The sequence below is a fragment of the Neobacillus sp. NPDC093182 genome (assembly GCF_044754045.1).
In genome coordinates, this window is the sequence record NZ_JBIVOI010000002.1 from 499,441 (window position 1) to 520,640 (window position 21,200).

General features: G+C 35.2%; 23 protein-coding genes and 3 pseudogenes. 3 read left to right on the plus strand and 23 right to left on the minus strand.

Features of this window, described 5'->3' with window-relative positions; all coding sequences use genetic code 11:
• Positions 1 to 87: 87 nt before the first annotated feature.
• Complete coding sequence (locus tag ACIQAA_RS07075; RefSeq protein WP_402616871.1) at positions 88 to 231, minus strand: hypothetical protein; 144 nt, start codon at positions 229 to 231, stop codon at positions 88 to 90.
• A gap of 878 nt (positions 232 to 1,109) precedes the next feature.
• Between ACIQAA_RS07075 and ACIQAA_RS07080 the strand changes: the two genes are divergently transcribed.
• A complete protein-coding gene (locus ACIQAA_RS07080) occupies positions 1,110 to 1,421 on the plus strand; it encodes a winged helix-turn-helix transcriptional regulator (protein ID WP_402616874.1) in 312 nt (103 codons plus the stop codon).
• A 14-nt stretch (positions 1,422 to 1,435) separates the two neighbouring features.
• On the opposite strand, the gene ACIQAA_RS07085 is transcribed toward ACIQAA_RS07080, so the two are convergent.
• Entirely contained in the window at positions 1,436 to 2,533 is a 1,098-nt protein-coding gene (locus ACIQAA_RS07085; protein ID WP_402616877.1) for a Gfo/Idh/MocA family protein, read from the minus strand.
• A 334-nt stretch (positions 2,534 to 2,867) separates the two neighbouring features.
• Between ACIQAA_RS07085 and ACIQAA_RS07090 the strand changes: the two genes are divergently transcribed.
• A complete protein-coding gene (locus ACIQAA_RS07090; protein WP_402616881.1) occupies positions 2,868 to 3,632 on the plus strand; it encodes an IclR family transcriptional regulator in 765 nt (254 codons plus the stop codon).
• Between the two features lie 58 nt (positions 3,633 to 3,690).
• Here the strand turns inward: ACIQAA_RS07090 and ACIQAA_RS07095 are convergent, their stop codons facing one another.
• The 19 genes and pseudogenes from ACIQAA_RS07095 to cdaS all read right to left on the minus strand — a co-directional run bounded on the left by ACIQAA_RS07095 (position 3,691) and on the right by cdaS (position 18,721).
• Positions 3,691 to 4,323 carry an FMN-dependent NADH-azoreductase gene (locus ACIQAA_RS07095; RefSeq protein ID WP_402616884.1) on the minus strand — a complete coding sequence of 211 codons (633 nt, stop codon included), beginning with the start codon at positions 4,321 to 4,323 and terminating at the stop codon, positions 3,691 to 3,693.
• Positions 4,324 to 4,580: 257 nt separating this feature from the next.
• Positions 4,581 to 4,796: a hypothetical protein gene (locus ACIQAA_RS07100; protein ID WP_402616886.1), complete on the minus strand. Its 216-nt coding sequence runs from the start codon at positions 4,794 to 4,796 to the stop codon at positions 4,581 to 4,583.
• A complete protein-coding gene (locus tag ACIQAA_RS07105; RefSeq protein WP_402616889.1) occupies positions 4,796 to 5,416 on the minus strand; it encodes a pirin family protein in 621 nt (206 codons plus the stop codon). Before ACIQAA_RS07105 ends, ACIQAA_RS07100 begins: the two co-directional genes overlap by 1 nt.
• A gap of 308 nt (positions 5,417 to 5,724) precedes the next feature.
• Positions 5,725 to 6,180, minus strand: a complete 456-nt coding sequence (locus tag ACIQAA_RS07110; RefSeq protein ID WP_402616892.1) for a CBO0543 family protein — start codon at positions 6,178 to 6,180, stop codon at positions 5,725 to 5,727.
• A 67-nt stretch (positions 6,181 to 6,247) separates the two neighbouring features.
• A complete protein-coding gene (locus ACIQAA_RS07115) occupies positions 6,248 to 7,345 on the minus strand; it encodes a GerAB/ArcD/ProY family transporter (RefSeq protein WP_402616895.1) in 1,098 nt (365 codons plus the stop codon).
• 20 nt (positions 7,346 to 7,365) lie between these two features.
• Positions 7,366 to 8,475 (minus strand): Ger(x)C family spore germination protein, encoded by a 1,110-nt coding sequence (locus ACIQAA_RS07120; protein ID WP_402616898.1) that lies wholly within the window; start codon positions 8,473 to 8,475, stop codon positions 7,366 to 7,368.
• Positions 8,462 to 9,985 carry a spore germination protein gene (locus tag ACIQAA_RS07125; RefSeq protein WP_402616901.1) on the minus strand — a complete coding sequence of 508 codons (1,524 nt, stop codon included), beginning with the start codon at positions 9,983 to 9,985 and terminating at the stop codon, positions 8,462 to 8,464. Before ACIQAA_RS07125 ends, ACIQAA_RS07120 begins: the two co-directional genes overlap by 14 nt.
• Before the next feature lie 137 nt (positions 9,986 to 10,122).
• A pseudogene (locus ACIQAA_RS07130) lies at positions 10,123 to 10,434 on the minus strand (Ohr family peroxiredoxin); the annotation flags it as partial.
• Positions 10,435 to 10,657: 223 nt separating this feature from the next.
• Positions 10,658 to 11,269 (minus strand): NAD(P)H:quinone oxidoreductase, encoded by a 612-nt coding sequence (gene wrbA, locus ACIQAA_RS07135; protein ID WP_402616904.1) that lies wholly within the window; start codon positions 11,267 to 11,269, stop codon positions 10,658 to 10,660.
• A 101-nt stretch (positions 11,270 to 11,370) separates the two neighbouring features.
• Complete coding sequence (locus ACIQAA_RS07140; protein ID WP_402616907.1) at positions 11,371 to 11,790, minus strand: DoxX family protein; 420 nt, start codon at positions 11,788 to 11,790, stop codon at positions 11,371 to 11,373.
• A gap of 25 nt (positions 11,791 to 11,815) precedes the next feature.
• The gene (locus tag ACIQAA_RS07145) at positions 11,816 to 12,430 is read right to left on the minus strand and encodes an alpha/beta hydrolase (RefSeq protein ID WP_402616910.1); all 615 of its coding nucleotides are present in this window, start codon (positions 12,428 to 12,430) and stop codon (positions 11,816 to 11,818) included.
• Positions 12,431 to 12,432: 2 nt separating this feature from the next.
• Positions 12,433 to 13,374: a ring-cleaving dioxygenase gene (locus ACIQAA_RS07150; RefSeq protein WP_402616913.1), complete on the minus strand. Its 942-nt coding sequence runs from the start codon at positions 13,372 to 13,374 to the stop codon at positions 12,433 to 12,435.
• 91 nt (positions 13,375 to 13,465) lie between these two features.
• Positions 13,466 to 14,074 carry a flavin reductase family protein gene (locus tag ACIQAA_RS07155; RefSeq protein WP_402616916.1) on the minus strand — a complete coding sequence of 203 codons (609 nt, stop codon included), beginning with the start codon at positions 14,072 to 14,074 and terminating at the stop codon, positions 13,466 to 13,468.
• Positions 14,075 to 14,097: 23 nt separating this feature from the next.
• Positions 14,098 to 15,036: a ring-cleaving dioxygenase gene (locus ACIQAA_RS07160; protein ID WP_402616919.1), complete on the minus strand. Its 939-nt coding sequence runs from the start codon at positions 15,034 to 15,036 to the stop codon at positions 14,098 to 14,100.
• Positions 15,037 to 15,128: 92 nt separating this feature from the next.
• Positions 15,129 to 15,527: a DoxX family protein gene (locus tag ACIQAA_RS07165; RefSeq protein WP_402616922.1), complete on the minus strand. Its 399-nt coding sequence runs from the start codon at positions 15,525 to 15,527 to the stop codon at positions 15,129 to 15,131.
• Positions 15,528 to 15,586: 59 nt separating this feature from the next.
• Positions 15,587 to 16,009 (minus strand): MarR family winged helix-turn-helix transcriptional regulator, encoded by a 423-nt coding sequence (locus ACIQAA_RS07170; protein WP_402616925.1) that lies wholly within the window; start codon positions 16,007 to 16,009, stop codon positions 15,587 to 15,589.
• Positions 16,010 to 16,131: 122 nt separating this feature from the next.
• Positions 16,132 to 16,535, minus strand: a pseudogene (gene spxA / locus ACIQAA_RS07175) (transcriptional regulator SpxA).
• A 200-nt stretch (positions 16,536 to 16,735) separates the two neighbouring features.
• Entirely contained in the window at positions 16,736 to 18,061 is a 1,326-nt protein-coding gene (locus ACIQAA_RS07180; protein WP_402616928.1) for a glycoside hydrolase family 18 protein, read from the minus strand.
• 30 nt (positions 18,062 to 18,091) lie between these two features.
• Positions 18,092 to 18,721, minus strand: coding sequence for a sporulation-specific diadenylate cyclase CdaS (cdaS, locus tag ACIQAA_RS07185; RefSeq protein WP_402616931.1), 630 nt, complete (start codon positions 18,719 to 18,721; stop codon positions 18,092 to 18,094).
• Positions 18,722 to 18,956: 235 nt separating this feature from the next.
• Between cdaS and ACIQAA_RS07190 the strand changes: the two genes are divergently transcribed.
• Positions 18,957 to 19,451: a hypothetical protein gene (locus tag ACIQAA_RS07190; RefSeq protein WP_402616934.1), complete on the plus strand. Its 495-nt coding sequence runs from the start codon at positions 18,957 to 18,959 to the stop codon at positions 19,449 to 19,451.
• A gap of 121 nt (positions 19,452 to 19,572) precedes the next feature.
• On the opposite strand, the pseudogene ACIQAA_RS07195 reads toward ACIQAA_RS07190, so the two are convergent.
• Together ACIQAA_RS07195 and fsa are read right to left on the minus strand one after the other, a co-directional pair.
• A pseudogene (locus ACIQAA_RS07195) lies at positions 19,573 to 20,544 on the minus strand (glucose-6-phosphate isomerase); the annotation flags it as partial.
• The gene (gene fsa, locus ACIQAA_RS07200) at positions 20,537 to 21,196 is read right to left on the minus strand and encodes a fructose-6-phosphate aldolase (protein ID WP_402617113.1); all 660 of its coding nucleotides are present in this window, start codon (positions 21,194 to 21,196) and stop codon (positions 20,537 to 20,539) included. The pseudogene ACIQAA_RS07195 and the gene fsa, both read right to left, overlap by 8 nt.
• Between the last annotated feature and the right edge of the window lie 4 nt (positions 21,197 to 21,200).

A 21,200-nucleotide genomic window follows, 5' to 3' on the forward strand; every position in this document is an offset into this window, starting at 1 on the left:
ATACTCCTCTTCATTATCTATCTTAACTTTTCATATGTGGGGATTCAGGGTTCATTTCCATAAACTCAAGCCAATTTCCATCTGGATCTAATACCCAGAATGGTTGATTTCTGTGTCTTCTCTCAATTTCCTCAACTCTGGAACTATTTTCACGACATGTTCACTTTTATTGTGTTGGTTGATAACCTCTTCATTCTCCCATTCTTCAATGGTTGTAATGATTGACCGCATTGATATCTTCATGAAGAGTATACATAATGCATCCATTTTCTTTTCTGGTCTCTGTCACCACTTTTCTAGCGCACCCATGGCCCAGTGAATCTAGCACCGCTCACTCCCGTTCCGTTCCCAATCATACCAATTTTAACTATATTCATATTTTTAACCATCATTTTTTAATATTTTTTCTAAAATAGAACTTCTAAGAAAACATTAAGTCCTTAATTTCATTTTTAGTAAACGCCTTTTTGTTTTACATTTGACCACATAGCGATACACACGTACCGCAATGTGATTACCCTAAGTATAAAAATGTTTAATTACCATGTCAATAAATAACTAAATTATTATTAGCCCCTCAATATATTGGCCCTGCTATACTTCATATTTTATAAACGCCCCATTTTAATCCCTCATTTCTTTAATCCATTGTTAAAAATGGTTTGCTTTTTTTATTTCATACTCTATCATTTATATTGAATTCGAGATAAATGATAGAAAAATAACTCCTATTTCACTGAATAATTAACCGCTTACCTTTTTTAATTTTCACCACTTTCCTGTTAACTAATAAGCTATAAGATTCTCCTTTTAGCAAAATCCTTAACTTTTAATATCTTGAATTAGAGACTTAATAAAAAATGAAATTTCTAAACAAATTAGTGATTAAAATTTGTAAAATAATAGTTGCTAAGTAACTTTAAGTAACCATAATAACTTTTTATGATTTTGTTATCAATTTTATATGTGTCATATTCGTGAACATATAAACACAGAGCTGTAAACTTGGTAATTTTATTCCAGTAAATACTTTATTTTAATAATTGATTCTGCTATTATTAAATTAAGGTTATTAAAAATAACTAGGAAACCATTTGAGGTGTTTATATATGGATACAGAAAATAAATTATGCAGCAAAGTTGAAGAGTGCTATCATATACTAGGAAAAAAATGGGTGGGTCTTGTTATTCACACATTAATGGAGGAACCTAAAAGATTTAGTGAAATCCATGCCTTTATACCAGACTTAAGTAAAAGAGTATTAAATGAACGGATGAAAGAGCTCGAGGAAAATGGAATTGTGTTAAGAAATGTAATTGCAGACCGTCCTGTACGGACCGAATATTCGTTAACCAAAAAAGGTATAGAACTTGGACGATCGCTCAAATCATTAGAGGAATGGGCAGATAAATGGTTGTAAATTAAAAGACCTCTCTAATTTTTAGAGAGGTTTTTCACTGCATGCAATGCATTTTGTAATATTTTTACAGGTTGACCTGTACGTGCGGATTGATAAATAGCTAAAATAATTTTTAGTGGTTTTAATCCCTCTTCCCCATTCACAAAAGGTTCTCTATCCTCCTGTATAGCATTTAGCATATCAATAAACTGTAAACGATGGGAGGCACCATCAAGTGCTAAAGGATCAACAGATACATGATCACGATCTCCTCCATTATGATTTTCAATATCAGCTAAGTTGATAGCTTCTGTTTCATTACTTGGATTTCGCAGATAATGCTTAAGTAATTGATCATTCTCAATCACTGCTGTACCATTTGTTCCGATTATCTCCAAGCGGGCTGACAGACCTGGATAAGCAGCTGTAGTTCCAACAATAGTTCCTAATCCGCCATTTTTAAATTTTACCGTGGCAACAGCCACATCCTCCACTTCTATTCTTTCATGAGCTAATATGGCTGTATGTGCGTATACACTTTCGACCTCTCCCATGAAGTACTGAAATAAATCGATAGTATGAATGGTCTGATTGATTAATACGCCGCCTCCATCCATTTCTATTGTTCCTCTCCACTTACTAGTATCATAGTAGCTTTGAGGGCGATACCAATTCACTGCCGCTTGCCCTAATACCATTTTCCCAAATTTTCCTGAATCAATATCTTCTTTAATCTTTACAGCTGGTGGATCAAAGCGGTGTTGAGAAATAACACTTAATTTAACATGATGTTCACGGCATATATCGATCATTTGCTGTGCTTTCTCAAGGGAAATATCCATTGGCTTTTCAACGATTACATGCTTTCCTGCCCGCGCAGCCTCTATTGCCATGTCAGCATGAGTGCCGCTTGGTGTAATAATCGATACAATATCGATGTCTTTTCTCTTTAGCATTTCTTGATAATCAGTATACCAATCTGCACCGGCCTTTTTCGCAAGTGATTTTGCTTTTTCCTCCTTACGGGAGTAAATAGCAACCACTTTTGCTCCTTCAATCGCTGAAATTTGCTCATAATGTGTGGTACTAATTAGCCCGGTTCCGACAATTGCAAACCCGAATTCCCTTTTCATTTCAACCGCTCTCCCTCAGTCAAACATCCCAATTATTTTCGGTATCTCATTTATTAACATTCGTATTGAACAAAGTTATAATCGTAATAATTAACCACAATGCGGTATACATGTACCGCATTGTGGTTAATTACAGTATAATTTATTATAAAAGAACCTGTCAATTATTCTTTCTTGATAATTTTGTTATTATAATATATGTATTTTGCTTTTCCGTATTTGCTGAAATTGAATCGGGTATTTATTATCTAATCTAAATAAATTATGCAAATTTGAAATAGTAATATTAAAAATTTATATAAGAGATCGGTTTAAAGGAAGGAGTTTAAATATCTTGAACCTCAATGACCAAAATCAAAATAAAACATCTAGTATTCAAGTTATTACCCGTGCAGCAAAAATACTGCGAACGCTTAGAGAGTATCCAAAAGGATTAAGCCTTACACAGATTGCAAAAGAAGTTGACCTAGCTAGGTCAACCGTCCAAAGAATTGTAGCAGCATTAGAGCAAGAAAACCTAGTTACAGCAGCTTCTGTTAACAGCGGATTTCGCCTTGGCCCTGAGATTGCGAGGCTTGCTGGGGCTGTACATAGTGATTTAAGAGAAGAATTAAGACCATTTTTAATCCAGCTTTCTAATATGATCAATGAAACGGTCGACCTATCTGTATTAGATAACGGTAAGGTTCTGTTTGTAGATCAAATTATTGCGGCTCACCCATTACAAGCAACATCGCAGCCTGGTGCCTCTTTTCCTTCGCATTGCACTGCAAACGGAAAATCCATTCTGGCTTCCCTGCCTATCACTGAGGTGGAAAGCCTGCTGCCGAAAGAGCTAAAACGGTACACGGATAAAACCATTACGAATCGTGATGAACTGTTAAAGGAGTTAGAAACTGTCCGAAGAGAAGGAGTTGCTTTTTCAAGAGAAGAGCACATTGAAGGAATATGTGCAGTCGGGGCTGTTGTAGTAGATCGGTTGGGAAATCGGAGTGCAGTCTCCATTCCGCTCCCTTCTACACGTTTTTATGGGAATGAGGAAAAGCTAGTTACTGCCCTTATCAAAACATGCCAAAATATTAATCGACACTTCAAATAAAAGATAAAAAGAAAGGCGCTGGGATATCCAAGCGCCTTTCTCTTTGTTTACTTCATTATTATACTGTTACTGGTGATAATTTCTTTGCCACTTCTTTTACCTTTTCTAATCCTTCAGCAATAATCGTTTCAGCTTGAGCTGGCATTGCAGCATGACCTTCAATAATAACTTCGTCAATAACTTCCATGCCGAATACGCCGCCAACTACGTTTTTAATATAAGTTGCAGACATTTCCATTGGCGCTGCTTCTGGTGTTGAGTAAACGCCGCCACGTGCACTTAGGATAATCGCTTTTTTATGTGTCATTAATTGGACAGCTTGACCATTTTCATCGTATTTGAAAGTGAAACCAGCTTGGTATACATAATCAATGAAAGTTTGTAATGGTGCTGGGATAGTTAAGTTCCATAATGGGAATGCGAATACCACTAAATCAGCTGCTGTAAGAGCATCCATTGCTTTTTGTTTTGCGGCTAGAAGACGTTTTTCTAGATCAGTCATTTCTTCCCCTGATTCAACTTTACCGAAAGCGTTAAATAAATCTTGGCCAAAATATGGCATATCTTCAGCAAAAACATCAAAAGTTGTGACATTTACACCTTCTAAGTTCTCCATAAAAGTTTCATACATTTTACTTGATACAGCTTCTGAAGCTGGACGATTATTTGCCTTAACTACTAATACATTCATATATAATTCTCCTTTTTATCCTTGATTTTATTATTTTTAAATCATATATCTTGAATTAATAATATATAAATCTAGTATTCTTGTCAATAAAACACTCATAGTAGATATTTCCTATTTTCGATAAAAAGCTAATAAAAAAGTCTGTGGAATTATAATCCCATCAGACTAATTATATATATTCTAAGTATTCGAGGTAATTATTGAGTCGGATAGACAGTTTTATGATCAGCAAGGATAACCAATTGTTTTTCCTCAGGTCAGAAATTTATCTTTGCATCAGAGGAGTAATACCAAGTTTTTTCTTTTTCCTTTACTTCAAATATATTTAACTCCTCCTGAAATTCTGAAACCTTCGAAGCAGTTTCTTCATCAATTGATAAGGAGATTTGCCAACGATCGTCTTGCTTTTCAATACGGTAATTCGTAGTTTGACACAGCAATCGACTTCCTATAGAGTGACGAATCATTAACACTAAAATCTACCCCCGGGTAAATCAATTAATAAAAAGAAACTATCTAGATTTCCTTGAATTGTAATTTCATGAATGTCAGTGATCCGGGCAGCATCCTGGGACTTTAAAACAGTATCTCCATTAATTAAAATTTCCCCCTCTATAGTAAAGACATAAATCTTCCTGCCCGCTTCCGAGAGTACAGGTAATAAGTTATTTTCTAATTGTTCAACATCATAAGAGATATCTTCATAGGATGGTGTTAACTTTTTTTCATTTGGTGAAAACCATAGTTGTAAAAATCGGACTTCTTCATCATTGGAAGCATTAAATTCAGAATGAAGCACTCCCGTTCCAGCACTTATTCGCTGAATATTTCCATAGCTGATAATTCCAGAGTTCCCCAAATTGTCTTCATGTTTAAGCTTCCCCTTTAGAACAATTGAAACAATTTCCGCTTCCCGATGCGGATGAATTCCAAAGCCGCGACCACCTTGGACAGTGTCGTCGTTAAAGACATGCAGTGGACCAAATCGGATATTGGAAGTGTCATAATACTCACCAAAAGAAAAACTTAAATTACTCTCTAACCATTCATTTTTTACTGTGTATCTTGTATCTGCAGGATAAACTTGAATCAATTCCGTCACTCCTTATCTGAATTTCTTAGCCATAAATGTGGAGCATTATTTCTTTCATCCAAAACAAAAAGTTGGAATTTATAACAGGAGTTCCTCCGCTATATGCTCCAACTCTTTTTTCTAAAATTTCCTTATGCTTGATATTTTTTAATCAAATCAACAAACGCATTGACGAATGTTTGTAAGAATTGGACCGTTCCGTCATCTTTAATTTTGCCGTTTTCATCAAATAAAGTTGAAACACTCTATGCCAATAGTTAAGCTTTTAGTTTTTGCGAAATAGAAGAGAGAATTAGCTCTCTATAATCTTATGCACTCTTTACCTTATCCAATTTTTTTAATAAGCCAACTAAACCTCTTATTGTAAATAAAGTAAAATTTACACTTGCAAAAGTATGAAAGGGTGTCCATTTTTTCCATTTGAATAATTTGGAATTCTTTTCAAAGAACCATTGACCGATACTCATGGGAACACTAAATAGTAAACTTTTCAGAATTATTTTGCCAAGTTGATCGTTATAAGAGAGTTTAACCCAGAAGACACTTAGAAGTGGAAAAAACAATATGTCATAAATAATGTTAGTTTTGAAAATTTTCGGAAAAGGACGAACAGGATATTCAAGTCTTTTGGAACCAACCACATAAGCATCAATCAGAGTTGCAATTACTCCTTTTGAGAAAAAAATAACGAGATTTTCTCTCATTTTTGAACCTTTAAATAAGAATGGCAAGGCAACTACACACAAAGCTGTAAGTAAATTCAACAACTTTTTCTCTATTAATTATCATCCTTTTTTTAATAAATTTTCATAAAAAAATACCCCGATAAAGTTATTTATTCCTATTCTTTGCAAATCGAATGATATTTACCAAAAAAAATAAAAAAGGGATATATAGGAATAAAATAATTGAACTAAAATTTATTAAAAAATCCTCCATTTTATCAATACCTGCACTACTTTTTATAAGAACTACCATGACATGAATTATAACAATCGACATTGACAATGATATTTTCGGTTTAAAATTCAATGATTCTTTTAAGATTCGTACTCCTCCCCATAATGCAATACAACAGGTAGGCAGTATAACTAAAAGCCATGTAAATATATAGACATACTCAAACCTTTCAATAAATGAAAAACGAATAATTTTAGTCATAATAAGGGTTGGCCATATTGTATGTTTAAGCTGCCCTTGGCTAAAATAAGCAAAAGTTAAGATTGTAGTAAGTAAATATAGAAGTGTCGAGTACCCTAAGGCAATATGTACCCATTTTTGCGATTTATTATTATTTTTAATAAAGGGGAAATAAATAAGCAATAATTCTGGTCCCAAATACATAAGAATACTTTCTTTAGCAGAAATAACATAATCACCTAAACCGTGATTAAACATTGGTAATAAATTTGACCAGTAAGCATATTTAAAAGGAAAATACATAGTCAAAAGTAATAAAGAGGGAATAATTACTCCCCAAAAACATATTCCCGTTATTACTCTAAAGCCTCCAATTACTATATTTGTAATCACTATTACCATTACTAAGGATAAAATCCATAAAGGAATATTCGGAAATACCCATGTAATCAAGACTTCTAAATAGGACCTCACAACAATAGATACAAGTAAAATGGTATAACCATAAAAAAACACATTTAGTGTGTTTCCAAACAACTTACCAAATAATTGTTGATGTAAGGACATGATATCTCCGTTATTTGAGTTCTTTAACAAAGAAAATATGAGTAATAAAACAAGATGAAAAAAAATTCCTACTAATCCTACTGAAATCCAGGCATCCTGTTCTGCACCCTTAATAATTTTGCTTTGGAATCCCAATAAACCTACCCCTGTTTGAGTTCCATGGATAAGAAAGAATAAAAAAAAGGGAGAGACAGTTAAACTTTCCTTAACTTGTTTACTCATACTCACTCACCTTAACCTCACTACTCACCAATACCTGACCGAGTTAAATCAATATTGAGATCTATTTCATAGGTAACATTCCGATATGCAGTTTCATAAAACTCGTTCTCATCCCAGTTTTTAGAATGAGCTCTTACTAAATCACCTATACCTAACGGGTCTACTTGATACTCTTTGAATTTTATCAAAAGATTTTCAAAATCCTCTTTCATTTGCATTTCTAATTGATTTTTTAAAAAAAGCTTATACTTATTTTCTCTAAGGTCCAACCAGACCGGATAATCCTTTACCAATCCTTGTATATCCATTTTCATTTTTATCTTTATTTTCGATTGTCTAAATGTTACAGATTTTTTGTTTTGCCCATAAAGTATGTTTAGTGCTGCCAATCCTTCTTGATTTCCTTTATGTAATTTAAATACAGTTCCTCCTTTCATTATTCTTCCTCTTAACATTTTATATAGGAAAGTTTCCTTCTGATTTAGAATGAGCTGCAGTTTGTCGTTTTTAAAAACCGCCAATCCACTAATCTCAATTTTATCTTTTGAATTTACTTTTAAATATGGGATTGATACGTCCCAGCCTTCGCCGTAGTAATCGAATAAAAAACTTTGCAAATTTGGGAGAGGAACATTTTGGTTTCTGTAATTATGTTCTATCAAATTATAAATGTAGGTACTACTTTTACCTTGAGCACTCTTTAATAATTCCTCTGCTCTCCCCTCTGAAACAGCCAAGAACATATTACTTCCAATTAATGGGTCTCGGCAAATAGTTTTCACAAAATACGAAATTCCATCTTCAGCTAATTCTCTTCCAAATAATAAGAGATTCAGTTTTCCAATTTCGATTGGTTTTGGTGATTGAGTACCTGCTTCTTGTATAATTATGCTTGCTTTCAAATCCTCTCCTTGTAAAATTACTCCTTCCCCATTCTTTTCTTGTTTAGTGAAATCTGAAAAAAGCATTGTTCCAATATACCCTTTTTTTCCTCTATCAAACCCTATTACCGATTGAATTTGTATATCATCAATTATTTTTTGATACGGATAAGAGCATGCTGACAAAATCAATATTAGATATAAAAAAGCACAAAAACACAAAATAAGCTTTGACTTACGACCAATCATCGTTCTTATCATCCTTATCTTGGCTTGGAGTATACCTACTAGGTAAAAGAGGTCTTAAGAATTTACTTCGATTCGTTGTAAGTTGATATGATGATCGTATAAAACTGTCTTTAAAATCTTTAACTCTGAAAGGAAAAAGCGGGACCATATACGGATTACCTAAAGATTTTAGTTTTAATAAATGACTTAGGAGAAGAGCAAATACTATTATAATTCCAAACCCTCCCAAAGTTGCCGCAGCTAAAATAAATGGGAACCGCAATAAGCGAATTGCATTTGACATTTTATATATAGGAGTCGTAAAAGAAGCTAGAGCAGATAAAGAAACAATAATAAGTAAAATATTACTTGTTAATGCTGCTTGTACAGATGCTTGCCCAATAACAATTCCTCCAACTATTCCGAGTGTCTGTCCAATTTTGGTAGGCAGTCTTGCACCCGCTTCACGTAACAATTCAATAGTTATTTCCAAAAAAATTGCCTCTATTACAGGTGGAAACGGAACGTGCGCTCTAGAGCTAATAAGAGGTTCTAATAAATCGTTAGGTATAACTTCATAATGAAAAGTTAATATTGCTACATAAATAGCAGTTGAAAACATTGAAAATAAAACAGAAAAAATGCGGATAATTCGAAAAAAAGAGCCTAAAATCCATGAAAGATAATAATCTTCTGGAGAAACGAAAAAATCTAAAAGGGTAGATGGTCCTGTAACAATATAGGGTGAACCATTTGAAAGGATCGCAACTTGGCCAGATATCATCGCGTATACCACCCTGTCTATCCTCTCGGTTGATAAGAATATCGGAAAGGGTGTGTTGGAATTATCTGAAATAATTTGTTCAAGTTGGGAACTATCGAAAACCACATCAAAATTTATATCATTTAGTCGTTGTCTAACGGTTTCAATATATTGCGGATTTGTAATTCCGTCCAAATATGCTATAACTATTTCTGATTTAGATAATGAACCGATTTTTATCTCTTCAAAAACTAACTTAGTATCGGCCATTCGTTTTCTTAATAGGTGAATGTTTACAGCTATACTTTCAACAAAGCCAACCTTTGGTCCTATTACACTAAATTCATTCTCTGTTTCATTGTTTGTCCGGTAACCAAGGTTATCGTCTTGGATATTAATAGTTAGAATCTCTTGAGTTTCTGAACCCTTAAAATGGATAATAACGTATCCCTTTGTAAGTTTTTTTTCCACCTCAATCGGATCACTTGTGACTAAAACTTCGTCAAAGGGAATTAAATTTTTTATATCACTTGGTTCCTTTATTTTTTCAAAATGTTCTTGAATATTAGGAATGAGAAGATAATTAATTATTTTAGTGTCAACCAATGATTTGTAATAGCTAATTATAATAGTGTCTCTTTCTTTAAATGGACTAAATTGATGGAAGTCGCTCGATTTACTAGCTTGTTGAAAGATCGTTTTTAAGGATTGGGATTCATTTTTTGCCTTATTATCACTCTTGATATACTTTACAAATTTGAAAGACACTATGGGTCACCTACTATTAAAATAGTCCCTATTCTATAACAGCGTTTATAGATTTATCTTTGTAGACCGTTCATATGGATTTATAGATTCCCTTTCTTCACACATCCCGCAAACTTGAATTATCAAAGTAACATATTTTATTCTACAACCTCTAAAGTAACATCAATATTCCCTTTTGTTGCTTTTGAGTATAGACAGAATTCATGGGCATTTTGTACAAGCTCTTGTAATTTTTCTTTTTCAATCCCCTGTCCTTTTACTTGTAACGTTACAGCAATTTTGAATCCTTGATCGACTTCATCTTTTAAGAAACTTACATTTGCAGTTACTTCAGAATCAAATTTGACACGCTCTCGCCTTGCAATGTTCTGTAACGCCCCATCAAAACAAGCAGAGTAACCACATGCAAACAATTGTTCAGGATTTGTGGCATTGGGTAATTCTTTTGCTCAATAAGGGTTCCTGTTTAGTCATCGTTCTTCTCCTTTATTGTTAAATGAAAGCACTATAAGATTTATAAAATGTTACCTAAAAACCTAATTTTTAAACATAATTTCCTACTTATTATTTCATTGGGTTGTATTTATTATTCCTAAGAGTTTTAAAGTACTTTATATGTAATTAAAAAGCTAATCGAAAGGCACCGATTAGCTTTTTAACTTAATTAAGATTTTATTGGTTCGCTTTTTTTACCCATTCTGCAACGGTAACAGTACGTTTTGCTTGATGTTTTACAGCAGCTTGAACATCTTCAATCATTTTACCGTCCTGACCCACTGTGACACTTGTCCCATATGGGTTACCGCCAGCTCCAAATGTGACAGGATCCGTATAACCAGGAGCAGCGACAATTGCACCCCAATGATACATGGTTGTGTAAAGTGATAAAATGGTTGCCTCTTGACCACCGTGGGAGTTTTGAGCTGAAGTCATTGCACTTACAACCTTATTAGCAAGTTTTCCATTAAACCAAAGACCACCAGTTGTATCTAAGAATTGTTTCATTTGAGCTGGCATGTTACCGAAGCGAGTAGGCACACTGAAAATAATCGCATCTGCCCATTCTAGGTCATCCAATTTAACCTCTGGTACATCTTTTGTTGCATCTACATGTGCTTTCCAAACTGGGTTCCCTTCGATAGCTGCTTGCGGAGCAAGTTCAGGTACTTTTAATACTTTTACTTCAGCACCAGCTTCCTTTGCACCTTCTTCTGCCCATTTTGATAATTGATAGTTTGTTCCACCCATGCTGTAATAAATAACTGCTAGTTTTACATTTGTCATGTTTTCATTCTCCTCTTTTGGTGAATTTCCAAATAATCTGGATAAAAAACCCATGTTGTTACACCACCCATTATTTACTTATTTTTAAATTTCTATTTATATTACATTGCTTTTGCGTTCGTTGAATCCCTTTGAAATAGTAGTTTACTTAATGAGAATAGCTTGCTTCCATTAATGACAAGATATACCGCAATAGCTAAGAACGCTAGATCTAATTCATAACCGGCCATTTGACCATTTCCTAATAAACCAATTGCTAGTTTTACTTTTACTGTTGCTCCGATCATTAATAATGCAAACAATGCTGCTACCAGTCTAGTTGCCAATCCAACAATTAATAGGATTCCCCCAATAATTTCGAGTAAAGCAACTCCATATGCCGTAACCCCTGGTAAGCCAAGACTTTCAAACCAGCCTGCCGTGTTTTCTATTCCGCCTTGAAACTTAACAACTCCGTGAATAAAAAATATTGCTCCTAATGTAATTCGTAAAATAAATGCTCCAATTTCAGTTTTTAACATTTTCGTAATTCCCCTTTAAGTTATATTATTTAATAATAAAATGCTGTCGATACCAAGTTGCAGCTGCTTCAACTTCTTGACTGGTTAATTGATGGCCTCTATTTTCCCAATGGAGTTCTACCTTCGCCTTTGCCTTTTCTAATAAAGACTGAAGCTCTGAAGATTCCATAGGGGAACAAATGGGATCATTTGTCCCCGCTGCAATAAATACTGATTTCCCTGTTAAATCAGGAAGGTCAATTCCTTTTCGCGGCACCATTGGATGATGAAGAACCGCACCCTTTAATGCATGTTGATAGTGAAATAATAAACTAGCAGCAATATTTGCTCCATTTGAGTAACCTATAGCAAGAATATTATCGCGGTCAAAATCATACTTTTCAGAGGCTTCATCTAGAAACTCGTTTAATTCTTTTGTTCGAAAAATAAGATCTTCCTCATCAAAGACACCTTCTGCTAATCTGCGGAAAAACCGAGGCATGCCATTTTCTAATACATTCCCACGAACGCTTAATACATTTGCCTCATCATCAATCAATCCTGCAAGTGGCATCAGGTCTAATTCATTGCCTCCAGTACCATGAAGCAGTAACAACGTTGGTTTTGCCGGATTTTGTCCCTTATTGAATATATGTTTCATTATTAATCTCCCTCCAGAACTCGAACCTCTACAGGCGGTAAGGTCTCTTCTAATTCTTCTCTTTTTGACTCTAGCCAAGATGGCAGCATAAGTTTTACCCCAAGTTCAGCGACTGGTTCATCCACTGAAAAGCCTGGTGGGTCGGTAGCTATTTCGAAGAGGATGCCCCCTTCTTCATGAAAATACACTGCTTTAAAATAGTTTCGATCCCGAATTTCTGTTGGGTAGTAGCCTTTGTCTTGGAGAAGTGATCTCCATCTGAGTAAATCCTCTTCATCTTTTGCTCTCCATGCTATATGATGAACAGTACCTGCACCCATTAAACCGCGGACGGATGGGTTAAGCTGAATATCAATGGTGTTTCCGAGATGTCCTTCTGCCTTAAATCTTAGATAATCACCTTCTTGACCGATACATTCTAATCCCATCACATTTTCTAATACTTCTGTTGTTTTATGTGGCTGAGCAGAGTAAAGAATCGCACCGCTAAACCCTTTAATCGCATTTTCTGCATGAACCCCGCCAATACTCCAATGATTGATGGGTCCTTCATCTCTCTCGACTAGTTCAATCTGCAATCCGTCTGGGTCATTAAATTTGATATATTTTTCTCCAAAACGAACGGATGAAAGGTATTCAACATTAAACTTTTTCAAGCGATTCTCCCAAAATGAAATGGAACCCTTTGGAATAATGTAACTTGTTACACCTACCTGTCCAGTTCCAATTCGGCCTTTTAGTTGTTTTGCCCAAGGGAAGAAGGTAATGACCGTTCCCGGGTCTCCTGTTTCATTTCCAAAATAAAGATGATACACTTCAGGACGATCGAAGTTGATTGTTTTTTTAATAAGCCTTAATCCAAGCACACCAGCATAAAAGTCGATATTCCTCTGGGCATCATTGACCATCGCCGTGATATGATGGAGGCCTGCTGTTTTCTGCATCGTTTCCTCTCCATTTCATTAATGGGATATTTATATGAACTTTTATGTGACCAAGAAGTAAAGGGAATTCGTTAAATTGGTCACATAGAGATTATTTAGGTCGTTCTATTTCAAAAATCTCACCGATTTTTGCGTAATTATGCCCAGCCAATCGGCTCACCGCTGCTAAACCCCTAGGATCAATTCTTCCTTTTTCATAAATGTCACTTTCGATATGAAATTGAACAATTCTCCCAATAAAATGATCACACCCTGGCGAATCCAAACCGCCTAATTCAATGGAATGCTCTAAAAGGCATTCCATTCGAATTTTGGCTTCTTTTACACCTGGTACAGAAATCTTTACACTATCAACTGGAGTTAAGTTAGCTAACTCAACCTCACTTTGATCAGAAGGAAGCCTTGCAGCCGTCTCATTTATTTTTTCAACGTTGTTTTCGTCAACAATGTGGACCACAAATTGCTTAGACTCAATGATATTTCTCGCAGTATCCTTGTGTCTCCCAGCTGAACGTTGAATAGATAATGAAATCATCGGCGGATTGGATGACACAATATTAAAATAACTAAATGGTGCCCCGTTAATAATTCCATCTTTTGAAACCGTTGTTACGAAAGCAATTGGTCTTGGGATAATGCTTCCTATAAGAAATTTATAATTTTCTCTTTCAGACAATGAGGCTGGATCGATTGAAAGCAAAGAAATCATTCCCTTTCGTAAAATCAGTCTAATTCTCTTACCTTAAATGGAAGCAATTGGCGTTCAATTTGATCTCTGTGTGGTTCATACTGTGCAGGAAGCATTAATTTCTCTCCCATCGTTTCTTGTGATTCATCATGGGCAAAGCCTGGAGGATCTGTTGCAATTTCAAATAAAATTTCCCCGTGTTCTCTAAAATATATCGCATTAAAATAATTTCGATCCTGCACTGGAGTAACACCATAACCATTCCCTGCAACATACTTTTGCCATTCCAATTGATCCTGATCATCACTAGCCCGCCATGCGATGTGGTGCACTGTTCCAACACCCATTTGTCCACGTCCAATCGGAGTTAATTTTAGGTCAATGACATTTCCAATATCAGCTGAAGAACGATAACGAGCGAAATCTCCTTCTTTACCTACAAGTTCAAGGCCCATAACATTTTCTAATAAATCTGCCGTTTTATTAGGCTGTGTTGATAATAGAGTGGCTCCTCCAAACCCTTTAATCGCAACCTCTGGTGTTACCCCGCTAAAGTTCCAATTATTAACTTCGCCTTCTTCCCTTTCAACAATTTCCAGGTGAAGACCATGTGGATCATCGAATTCCAAATATTGCTCGCCGAATCGTTCCATTTTTGTAAAAGGTACTTTGAACTTTTCTAATCTATTTTCCCAAAATCCCATGGCACCTTTAGGAACTACATATGAGGTAACTCCTACTTGACCGTCACCGATAGTACCTTGACGAGCTCCTGCCCAAGGGAAGAATGTGATGATGGTTCCAGGTTTTCCTTCTTCATCTCCGAAATAAAGGTGATACGTCCCAGGGTCATCAAAGTTTACCGTTTGTTTCACTAGACGTAATCCTAAAACACCTGCATAAAAATCAACATTCTCCTGTGGATGACCTACAATAGCAGTAATATGATGAATACCCATTGTTTTCTTACTCATTTTGAACACACTCCTTTTTAAATTATGATGTCTAATTTTTAATTAAATTATTGATAAAATTTTTAAATTAGGATTCTCCAATTCGAGATATTTTAGAATAAAAAAGCATCCAATGCATATTGTCCAGGTCCAATTAATGCTAAACCAATTACCACTGCAATCAGTGTCAAGTTATATTCGTACCCATTTTGTGTTGCCCAATATCCATTAGGAGCATGAACCTTTACAATCGCCATTACCATTGTAGCTGCAATCATGATTCCTGCAAGAGGAGTAAGAAGTCCTAATGTAAACAATAACCCCCCAATTAATTCTGCCAATCCCGCCATGAGGGCCATCATCACACCAGGTTTCAAACCGAGGGACTCCATCCAGCCACCTGTACCCTTTAAGCCGTAGCCGCCAAACCAGCCGAATAATTTCTGTGCGCCGTGAGCCATGAATGACACACCAATCACTACCCTTATAATTAATAATCCAATACTCACCATTTTATTTTCCTCCTGTTTTTTATCTCGATTTCGAGATATTAATTTAAAAAAATTTATTATTACACTCTGTTATTAACTTTATTTAAGTAACTGACCATCAACTCGCGCTCATCATCTTTTAAATCTCCAAAAAAAGAGTCAACTATTTCTTGATACTTCGGCATAATATTTTCCATCATTTCCATTCCTTCAGTCGTTAAGGTTATATGAATAACCCGCCTGTCTTCTCTACAGTCATTTCTTTTTATAATTCCTTTTTGTTCAAGTTTATCAATCACATAGGTCATTGAGCCGCTTGAGATCAGGATTCTATTTCCAATCTGCTGAATGGTTTGTTTTCCTTGGTAGTAAAGTACCTCTAAAACAGAAAACTCGGTAATATTAAGTTTATTTTTGGACATTTCATCTCTTATTCGTTCCTGAATCGCTTTTGAGGTTTGCATTAACAGCAAAAATGGCTGGTTTGAACATTTCCTTTCCATATTTACACCTCCTGCTTAAATACCCTGAATTAATAAATCTTGAATTCAAGATAATAGTAATACAAATTTATAAGTAAGTCAATAACAACTTTTCTTTTAATAATCTGGGAGACACATAGACATTATTGAACTTCTTCCAAAAAGCTATAGATTTCATCAAGTTGGAATATACGCATATTACGTGGCAAAAAACTCCTTATTTCTTCTTCATTAAACCCGACTTGTAATCTTTTTTCATCCAGAATTAAGGGTCTTCTTAATAACCCGGGATTTTCTTCAATAATCGTATACAATTCCCGAAGTGATAATGAATCGATATTTATATTTAACTTCTTATAAGCTTTTGACTTAGTTGAGATAATTTCATCGGTGCCCTCTTCTGTGAAGTGAAGGATATTCTTAATCTCATCTAATTTAAGCTTTTCAGAAAGGATATTTCTTTCTTTGTAAGGAATATGATGTTCATCAAACCAGCTTTTGCTTTTCGGCATGAAGCACAACTAGGTGACATATATAAAGTTACCATTATTAACACTCCCTTGTTTTTTTAGTCCGTTCGACTGATATCAAATAAATTTCCCGTTTATCTCAAATCAAGAATCTCGAATTGTAATATCTCATATTAAAGATATTTTTATTATATATCATCTTCTCCATATGTCAACAGAAAATAGTAGAAAAATAATAAAAACCCCTTTATGAGATTTTTCATAAAGGGGATCAGTTTTACTGCACATTGAATTCCTCTAACAGCATTTCTTCAGTTTGAGGCATCGTTAAACCCAGATGCCAGCATCCCATACCTCCTAGTCCATATTGGCGGACTAATCGGAACTTAACAAGCAGGCTTCGCGGGTCTTCAAACCACACCTCGTGTAATATGCCCTTATTGTCTACATAGCGAAACCACGGTGCAGCAGCCTTCTCGTCATAATGCACAGCACTTTGATAGCCTGTATATAAATCAATGGCATGCTGGGTTGAATAAGCCTTTCCAGACTGTTTCTCTTCCTTTATCGTCCAATCATAAGCATACTGCGGTATTCCAAGCATTAACTTTTTTCTATCTACAACGGATACAGCATAGTCAAGTGTTGCTTTTACTTCTTTAATGGGGGCTATTGGACCTGATGGGCCTCCTGGCCAATGCCAATCATAAGTCATTAAAAATAACCTATCCAGATACTTTCCAAGCGTTTGATAATCATACCCTGCAGAATAGGATGGCTCCTGATCTCCTTTTTTAGGTGGAACAGCCATCATGACCTCCATTCCTGCTGGGTGCAGTTTTTGGGCTAATTCTTTAATAAATTGGTTAAGGAGGTTTCGATCTTTAGGTCTAACTTGTTCAAAGTCGATAACAACACCTTTATAGTCGTGGCTGTCCAAAAGGGAATAGATATTGTTAATGAATTTTTGTCTTAGCCAATCAGTACTAATTAATGTATGAATTAGCTCAGGATCGAATCCCTTTTCACTTAAATTTGATAAAGTAGCATATGGAGTCAGATTCTTTTTCCATGCGATTTTATGTGCTTCATTCTCCTGCACTTCAATCAGATTGCCTTGTACATCAGGTTTATACTCAAACACAAAAATACTAGAGAGGGTACTTGAATAATTATTAATCATCCAAGTATTCGCGTTCTTATCTTTTGGAACAAAGTAGGTTCCAGTCCAAACATCCACCTTAGGTGGATGGGGGATAGTCAATTTTTGTCCAGGAACAATGACTCGACTTTTCAACCCATTTTGGTTCATTAATGTTTGTTCATTAATTGCATGTCGTTTTGCAATCTCCCAAACGCTTTCTCCTGGTTGAACTATATATGTAGAACCGGGTATTAACATTGCCTGCCCAAGAACTAGTCCTGTATTTTTTGCTAAACCATTTAGCTTTGCAAGTTCGTCTTTGTTAATTTTATATTGTTTTGAAATTTTACCTAAGCTATCTCCATATTTCACTTCATGAATAACTTGTGCATTTGCCAAACTTGGGGTCATCAAAATGATACAAACTGAGATTAATAACACTTTAAGCTTTTTTACCATAAATTTATCTCCTTTTTTTAAAAATCATTCTCATGCATTAAACAAGATAGGGTTTCTAGTGTTTATAGGATATAGTTTCCCATCTAACGCAAAAGAAATTTTACCCGTTTCTTCAGAAACAACAAGAGCAAGTGCATCGCTTTTTTCAGATATACCAAGTGCAGCCCTGTGACGTGTTCCTATTTTTTTTTCCTCTGTTACGATTGTTGTCAGCGGGAGAACATTTCCTGCTGAGACAACTTTATTCCCCCTTATTAAAACAGCTCCGTCATGTAATGGGTTCCCTGGATAAAAAATGGTTTCCAATAATTTAGGTGTTACAAGAGCTCCAATATCAGTTCCTTTTTGAATTATGGTGTCAATAGAATCACTACGTTCCACTACAATGAGTGCACCATGATTGTGTGCTGATAAGTACTGAACAGATTTGGATAAAACTTCATATGTATCAGTAAAGGATGATAAATAACAATTTAAATAAAAGGAAGCTGCCGTGGATTCAATCTTTATTAGATGGTCTTTTACATCCTCAAGACTTCCCAATACACAGTAGTTTTCGTTTCCAAGCACACTTAAATTGGATTGGAGTGAATCAATAATATATTTAATACCATCCTCTAAATCTTGCTTCAATGGTGAAAAATCACAATTACTTTCCATATAGGTATTCCTCCAACTATTAGCTAAACGCCTTTAATTCCAGCATCTTTTTATTTACCGTACTTGTTAGAAATAGTATTAGTCTTGTGTTTTAAAATTATTTATGAGCATTCCGACAAAATCCTACGTACCTTTAATTGATTTTTTTACTCATGTTTACTATAATGTATTTAGGTTACTAAAAGTATACATGTTACTTTTTATATAAAATTATTTTAGAAGCGAGGTATGGCAAATGAATATGTTAGAATCAAAAGTAATTCAAACAAGATTTGAAAAAGAGATTTTTATTGAAGAAAAATCAAATATTAACATTAATGGGTTTCGTTCTCTTGATAAGAACACTCCTTTTATTGAATTTATGATAGGTTTGGATCTAATTCGGATTAGGGATAATGAATATTATGGAACGAAGAAAAATTACGTTAGTATAAGAATTTCTGAAGATTTACAATCTCTTTTCGTATTAGAGCCTGATGTCCAAAGTATTTTTGCCATCAAAAATAAACAAGAAAAAGAAGCAGCAATTGAATTAATTCATTATTTATTGGTTGATTCACAAACTTTTAAACAAGTGGTTTCAGAAATGATAGGTAACCTAAAGAAAGAAAATGTCGTTAATGTATTTGAAGTCAAGGAAGTAAAGGCTAAACTAGCTGTGCTAGAAAGATTATTAAATGTCAGTGATGAAGATATAAAATTCACGATTAGAATGGAGCATATAGCTTAGTTATAGCAATCAAAAGGGAGAGAAGCCTATCTTTAAATGGCTTCTCTCCCTTTTTTTCGAATTGTTTCATACTTGAATATAATAAAACACCCTTATCTGAGAAAAGGGTGCTAACAAAAGTTTATTTAGGAATACGTTTTTGTAATTCTTCTCTTTCCGCTTCATATCCTGGTTTGCCCAGGAGTGCAAACATGTTCTTCTTGTATGCCTCTACACCTGGCTGATCAAAAGGATTTACTCCCATTAGCAAGCCGCTGATTCCACATGCTTTTTCAAAGAAATAAACCATTTCGCCGAAGGTATACTCATTTAATTGATCCAATTCGACACTTAGGTTTGGAACTCCACCATCCACATGGGCTAAAACTGTACCTTGTGCCGCATTCTTATTAACATAGTCCATGGTCTTCCCGCCTAAATAATTCAATCCATCCAGATCAGAATCCTCTTCCCCAAGGGTAATGTCTAGTTTAGGCTCTTTTATAGATACAACGGTCTCAATAAGGTCACGGCGTCCTTCTTGGACATATTGTCCCATTGAATGAAGATCCGTGGTGAAATCGACAGAAGCAGGATAGAGACCTTTTTGGTCCTTTCCTTCACTTTCACCAAATAACTGTTTCCACCATTCTGATACATAATGAAGGGATGGTTCAAAATTTACTAGAAGCTCAATCGATTTTCCTTTTCGGTATAGAGCATTCCTAACTGCAGCATACTGATAACTTTGATTTTCTGCCAAGTTCGAATTACTATACTTATCCGCAGCCGCCGCAGCCCCTGCCATCATTTTATCAATATCTAACCCCGCGGTTGCAATCGGTAATAATCCTACTGCGGTTAACACAGAGTATCGGCCGCCAACATCATCAGGTATGACAAAGGTTTCATATCCTTCCTCATCAGCAAGTGTTTTTAAAGCTCCTTTAGCACGATCTGTTGTGGCATAAATACGTTTTCTAGCTTGTTCTTTTCCATACTTTTTCTCCATATAATCACGGAAAATACGGAACGCAATGGCAGGCTCTGTAGTTGTACCTGATTTTGAAATCACATTGACTGATATATCTTTGTCTTTCAGTACATCAAACAGTTTTCCAGTCAGCAGCGAATTTCTCAATTCCTTGGTCAGTTAACGGATGTTTTGATAATTGCTCAATGACTTTAAATGGAATCGTTGCAATATGAGCTCCAGCCAATGCGACACGGGTAACATGGTCAGGATGACGAACAGATGCTGCAATGATTTGAGAATCAAGATTTTGAACACGGAACATCTCAGCAATTTTCGCGACAAGTTCTACACCATCTTCATTAATATCATCTAAACGTCCTAAGAATGGCGAAACATACGTTGCCCCTGCACGCGCTGCCAATAATGCCTGGTTCACACTAAAAATCAAAGTAACGTTAGTCTTAACACCTTTTTTCGTTAGATAGCGGCAAGCCTCTAGTCCATCAAGAGTCATTGGAAGTTTGATGGTAATATTTTTATCACCGCCGTTAATTTTAATTAGTTCGTTTGCTTCCGCAATCATTTGTTCAGCGGTCAAAGCATTCGGCGTAACTTCGGCAGAAACAGACTCTACCTCTGGAACGGCATTAAGAATTTCAGCAATACGATCTTCGAATTTCACGCCTTCTTTCGCTACTAAAGAAGGGTTGGTTGTTACACCTGATAACACACCAATTTTATAAGCTTTTTTAATTTCCTCTAGGTTTGCAGTATCGATAAAAAATTTCATCATG